The following is a 6,062-nucleotide window of genomic DNA, read 5'->3' on the forward strand; positions in this document are numbered from 1 at the left end:
CCTCTGCTCTCAACAGCAGAAGGACACCCTCATGGCTTCCCACCCCAACTCTCGCTCCGGCAGTGACCAAAACGCCGCCGTTCTTGAAGATCCCGCTCTCGTCCAGGGCTATCTCGGACAGCACCCCAAGCTCTCGGCAGGTGCCCTGAGCGCGGCGCGGCATTTTCTGAGGTGGGCGAGTGCCCACGATCTCGCCTACAAGGATTTCGATGCGGCCGCGGTTGATCGTTTCGGGCGGCATCGCTGCCGTTGCGGGCGCTATAGACCTCACCAATTGCGTGATCCGGTCTACATGACCGACGTCCGCCGGTTTCTCCGGCATCTGGAGAATGTCGGGATCGTGACCGTTCCGACCGGTGTCGAACGACTGGACAAATACCTGCCAGATTTCGCTGTCGGGCTTAGTGCCGCTGGCTACAGCAAGGTGACTTATGCTGGCCGGTTAGGTCAGGCTCGGCATTTCGCCGAGTGGATCTTGCAGATGCGTATTCCCGCAAAAGAGATCACTGACGTCACCATTGAACAGTTTGCTCTGCACGATTGTCGGTGTGGCATCCGAACCAAGCGTGGCCTACGGGTAGATGGCTCAGGGACCAGGGATCGCCGTCGCAGTGCTCTTCGCTTCGTCAATTTCCTGCAGGAACAAGGTGTGATCGATCCCTCCGCATCGCCCAATATTCTTGAGATCGATCCGCGACTGGACGGTTTTGCCCAATGGCTGCGCCGCGAACGCGGGACAACAGAGGAGACGATCCGGCGCTATCGACAAGAAGCCGGACGCTGGATCGATATTCTCGGCAAGGATCCGGCTCACTATGATGCAGCGACAATCCGCTCGGTCGTTCTGGATCAGGGTCCGGAACGAACGCGCTCTTCGATCCGTATGACGGTGACCGTGTTGCGCGCGCTTCTGCGCTTCACTGTCAGTCAGGGTCTTTGCGCCCCACATCTGCTGCACGCAGTGCCACCCGCAGTTCGACGGAAGCTTTCGACTGTTCCGCGCGTGATCCCAAAGGCAACGATTGAAGATATCATTGCATCTTGTAGCACTACGGCGCCTGTCGATATCCGGGATCGTGCGATCCTCCTCCTGCTTGCGCGAATGGCGCTGAGGGCGGGAGACGTGTGGCAGCTACGTCTTTCCGATATCGAGTGGCAGGCCGGTCGACTCCGATTGCACGGCAAAAGTCGTCGCGGAACGATGCTTCCGCTGCCTCAGGATGCGGGCGATGCGCTTCTCGCCTACATCGAGGATGCGCGGCCCTTCGCCTCGACGGACCGGGTATTTCTGCGGATACAAGCGCCGTTTACTCCGCTGCGTTCTTCGGCCGAGATCGCCGGCATCGTCGCTCGCATCCTGAAGCGCGGTGGATTTTCCCACCTGCCGTCAGGATCTCATGTGTTCCGTCACTCACTGGCGTCCGCCTGGCTGCGCGACGGCGCCGATCTCGATCAGATTGGCGTCGCCCTCCGGCACGCTTCTCGGGACACGACGGCGATCTACGCGAAGGTGGATGTTTCAATGTTGGCAGCCGTTGCCCAGCCCTGGCCGGGAGCAGCGTCATGATCCAGCAACACGTCGATCGCTATATCCAGTTGCATCGCGCCCTCAGCAAGAAGTTCGATGCGCAGGAACCGGCACTGAGACAGTTCGCGGTGCTAGCCAACGAAAGAGCCACCACCATCATCACCGCCGATTTGATACTGGAATGGGCGCGTAGAGCGGCTACGCCGAACGCCGCCCGTATCCGTTTTGGCCTTGCCCGCGCCTTTGCCGAGTTTCTGCACGGCGAAGATCCTCGGCACGAAGTGCCGACCGCGGGGCTGATGGGGCGCGGCAACCGGCGGCGACCAGCTCCGTACGTTCTGATGCCGGAGCAGATCGTAAGCATCATGGCAGAGGCACTGAAGGTGCCCGGCCTGGCTCCCATCAGCCCGCTTACATATCATCATCTGTTCGGGCTGCTTGCTTCGACGGGGCTCCGCATCTCGGAAGCTCTTTCGCTCCGCTTCGATGATCTGACGGATGACGGCCTCATGGTTCGCAGCGGCAAATTCGGTAAAAGCCGCCTCGTTCCGTTGCACGCTTCAACCCGCGCCGCGCTTGAACAGTACCTTGCAGTTCGACGTGAGTTTGGTGGCGCAAGCGACGAACTCTTTGTGCTGGGCCACGGTCATGCCCCGACCAAGACCAGGGCCCACGTAGTCTTTGTTCGGATTGTCAGGCAGCTTGGATTTCGCAACCCCAAAGGGCCGGGTCCCCGTCTGCACGATCTGCGCCACACCTTCGCAGTGCGGTCTCTGGAAGCCTGCGGGAATGATCCGCAGGCTATTCTGCGGCACATGCGTGCACTGAGCACCTATCTGGGACATGCCGAGATTGCCAACACCTACTGGTATCTCGAGGCAACACCTGTCCTGTTGCGCACGATCGCCTCAGCAACCGAAGGTGCTTTCATCGGAGGTGCAGCATGACGCCGCTCGCTCCGGACCTTTCCGCATTCCTGCAGAATCACCTTCCGAATGAACGCGGTGCGAGCCCGCATACAATCGCGAGCTATGCGCATGCGTTCACGCTCTTGCTGCGTTTCGCTGCCGCGCGTTTCAAACGGCAGCCATCGGACCTCATGATCGAGGATCTCGATGTCGGACTGGTGAGAGCTTTTCTGGAGCATGTCGAGGACGGGCGACATAATACCGCCCATTCTCGCAATGCGCGGCTCTCAGCGATAAAGGCATTCTTTCGCTTCGTCGAGCACCGGCAACCGGCCTGCCTCGAACAGGCCATGATGATCCGCGCGCTGCCGGTCAAGCGAACGGACACCCGACTTATCGATTACCTGACACGGGAAGAGATTCGAGCGCTGCTTGCGGCGCCCGACATCCGCACGCGCGGCGGCGTGCGCGACCGTGCGATGCTCCATCTGGCCTACGCCGCCGGGTTGCGGGCATCCGAACTGTTGGCGATGCGGGTGGAAGACTTCCCCGACAGGTCGCTTTCCAGCGTTCGCGTCCTCGGCAAGGGGCGACGGGAACGCATCCTGCCCCTCTGGAAAGAAACTCAGGCCGCATTGCGCGCGTGGCTGGCCGTTCGGCCGGTTGGTCAGGGTCCGGAACTATTCCTGAGCCGGGATGGCAAGCGCATGAGTCGCGACGGATTCGCATACAGACTCCAACTGCACGTCACCAAAGCCGGCAAAACGGTGCCCTCGATTGCCGGCAAAAGCGTCACGCCGCATGTGCTTCGGCATAGCTGCGCCATGCACACGCTCCAGGCAACCGGAGACGTTCGCAAGGTGGCGCTGTGGCTCGGCCACGCCAGCATCCAGACTACCGAGACGTACCTGCGTGCCGATCCGACGGAGAAGCTCGCGTTACTCGACGCACATCACGCGCCGCTTATCAAACCAGGCAGGTTCCGAGAGCCATCGGACAAGTTGATGGCCGCCCTCGCGGCCGCGACAAATAAACCTCGATGACTTCAGCCCCATGAACAGCGTTCCGTCTCTGGCGGGGCGCTTCTATTCGATCACATAACCCAGCGCGCGATAACCTATCCGTCGCTTTGCGGCCATGCGAGCCAGAACGGGAACGGTATTGTCGACATAATCGACCACCAACACGTCTCTTTTGCCGTCATGCTGACGATGCAGACGACCGACATACTGCGCCAAGGTTCCTTTCCACGCGATTGGCATCGTCAGGAACAACGTGTCGAGCCTCGCATCATCGAATCCTTCACCAATGTAGCGGCCTGTTGCAAGGATCAGGCGCTCAGCTTCGTCGGCTACACTCAATGCCATGCTGGCTTGCTTGCGATCTTTCGCCGACATGCCTCCGCGCAGGACTACCAAATTCTTCACGAACGGCGTGAACCTCTGCTGAAGATAGTCGAGGTGGTCCTTTCGCTCCGTCAGAACGATGGGCGAACGTTTGGCTTCCAATGATTTCAGCACGTCGTCGAAGATCTGGTCATTCCGACCGCGGTCCTGCGCCAGCGCCGCGTAAATCGCGGGCATGGATGGGCGTTCGACTGAGACAAGGGACGCCGGCAATTCAAACCTCGTCAAACGGTCGCGGGCGCGATGACGAATGCCGCGCTCGGCAGCTTGAACTCTTGCATCAACCCGATGGCGAACGGGGCCGCATTGCATGAAGATGATGGGATGATGCCCGTCCTTCCGGGCGACGGTCGCAGATAAGCCGACAACGTATCGCGCCTTTGATCGCCGCGCGACAAGCTCAAAGCTTGTAGCAGATAGATGATGGCATTCGTCGACAATCAGATGGCCATAATCTGCAACGATGTCGGCGACCTCGCCATTACGTACCAGGCTCTGGATCAGAGCCACGTCAATGACGCCGGTCGGCTTTCTTTTCCCACCGCCAATGACGCCGATCTGCTTCGGGTCGATGTTCAAAAAGGAACTCAATCGCTCCACCCATTGGGTCAGCAATTCACGACGATGGACAAGCACCAGCGTGTTCCGGGCCCGATGGGCGATAAGTGCGGCGGCGACAACCGTCTTGCCAAACGCCGTCGTGGCGGCAAGCACTCCAGTGTCGTGGGCTACGAGAGCTTCAAAAGCCCGGGATTGCGGTCGTCGCAGTTCCCCTTGGAAAGAAACGCCTGCAGGTAGCGCCGTTCCATCTTCGCGATGATCGTCCAGGATGGTCACCGCCCGGTGGGCTTCTATGAGGTCAACGGCCTCGTCGAGACATCCTCGCGGCAGAGCGATATGCCGAGGATGAAGCTCGGCGCAGGATACGACCCGAGGCTTCCCGAATGTTGGCAGCCGCATTGCCTGTGCTCGGTAGAATTCCGGATTTTGGAATGCCGCCAAGCGCACGAACTGTGCGACAAAGGCAGGCGGAAGTTCCGTTCTGTCGACGTAGACCTGATCGGCAACCACGATCTTGATGCTTTTGGGAATCGCAGCATCGATACGCCGGGGCTCGCTACGCCGTGACGGTGACATCTTCCACGGCTCGTCGGCATGTTCATCATCCACCGGCATCCTGACGCCGAGCACGCGCCCTGACAGTTCCGCCTCGTCAGCAATGCGGAAGACCATATCAGCCGACAATCTTGGCAAGGACGACAGGAACGCCCACTGATCATCGTAGGGCCGCAAGTCCGCATCGACAAAAACGCTGTCGCCGACTTCCCGAGCTTTTCGCTGGAGCGGGAGCGCAATCAGATTTCCAAAGCCGCCAAGTGGCATCGTGTCCTGGTTGGGGAAAAACCGATCGTAGGAGGTGAAGCCGATCTCAGGCCGTCGCTCCATCGTCTCCGTGATCAGCGCCGCGCCCATTTGTCGGGCAATCTTGGCCTGAATCGGTTCGGAGAAGAATATCCAGACGTGACCGCCATTTCCCGACCTTGATCGCTCCAGAGCCGCGGCAATTCCTTTCGAATGACAGGTATCCAGCAATGCCCTCGCGTCATCCGCCCAACAGTCCTTGTCAAAGTCAGCCGCGAGGAACCAGCATGTTTCGTCTTGTAGCAACGGATACACCCCGGCGACAAAATCTCCAGATTGGAAATCGCCGCCACGGAGGTGCTTTTCGATGATCTCCTCCGAAGGAGGAGTGAAAGCCTGATGCGGGCATTCTCCACATTTCACCTGCGGCTTGCCACAAATTCCCTTGGCCCATTCGTTGGAGCAGGCGGGCGAATACCCGGATCGTCCGGTCTTCTTGTTTTCCCATCGCGTCGGAAAAACATCCGGGCGACCAGCGAATAGACTTCTGAACAAGGCGATTTTTTCGTCTGACCGAGAGTTGTTGGTCACGGCCGCGTTCGGGAAGGTAAGCTGCTCGGCTACGATAATATCATCAGTGACCAGCTGGAGCTCAAGCGCGTTCAGCGCCCGCTCAAGCGTGAGTCGCTCTTCATCCAGGTCAGCTAGTCGCTGTCGAATGCGCGCGATTTGCGCCGCAGCATCTTCTTTGCTCGCCAATTTCGATGCCCATGCCTCGAATGCTCGTGTCGCACGCCAGCATAGCCCAAAGGCTTCCTCCGAATAAGGAGGGCAGCGCGTCTCGACGTTTCGAAATCA

4 protein-coding genes are annotated in these 6,062 nt (G+C 59.6%); 3 read left to right on the forward strand and 1 reads right to left on the reverse strand.

The features are described 5' to 3' along the window. From KWJ32_RS27580 to KWJ32_RS27590, 3 genes are all read left to right on the forward strand, one after another. On the forward strand, positions 1-1,567 hold a 1,567-nt coding region (locus KWJ32_RS27580; protein WP_256886599.1), incomplete at its 5' end, for a tyrosine-type recombinase/integrase. After that, positions 1,564-2,475, forward strand: a complete 912-nt coding sequence (locus KWJ32_RS27585; protein ID WP_151610719.1) for a tyrosine-type recombinase/integrase — start codon at positions 1,564-1,566, stop codon at positions 2,473-2,475. The genes KWJ32_RS27580 and KWJ32_RS27585, both read left to right, overlap by 4 nt. Next, on the forward strand, positions 2,472-3,479 hold the full coding sequence (locus KWJ32_RS27590; protein WP_151610718.1) for a tyrosine-type recombinase/integrase: 1,008 nt from the start codon (positions 2,472-2,474) through the stop codon (positions 3,477-3,479). Before KWJ32_RS27585 ends, KWJ32_RS27590 begins: the two co-directional genes overlap by 4 nt. Positions 3,480-3,521: 42 nt before the next feature. On the opposite strand, the gene KWJ32_RS27595 is transcribed toward KWJ32_RS27590, so the two are convergent. After that, positions 3,522-5,963: a DEAD/DEAH box helicase gene (locus tag KWJ32_RS27595; RefSeq protein WP_151610717.1), complete on the reverse strand. Its 2,442-nt coding sequence runs from the start codon at positions 5,961-5,963 to the stop codon at positions 3,522-3,524. Positions 5,964-6,062: the final 99 nt, after the last annotated feature.

Origin of the sequence: Ochrobactrum sp. BTU2 (genome assembly GCF_024539785.1) — a bacterium.
Classification (GTDB): Bacteria; Pseudomonadota; Alphaproteobacteria; order Rhizobiales; family Rhizobiaceae; genus Brucella; species Brucella anthropi.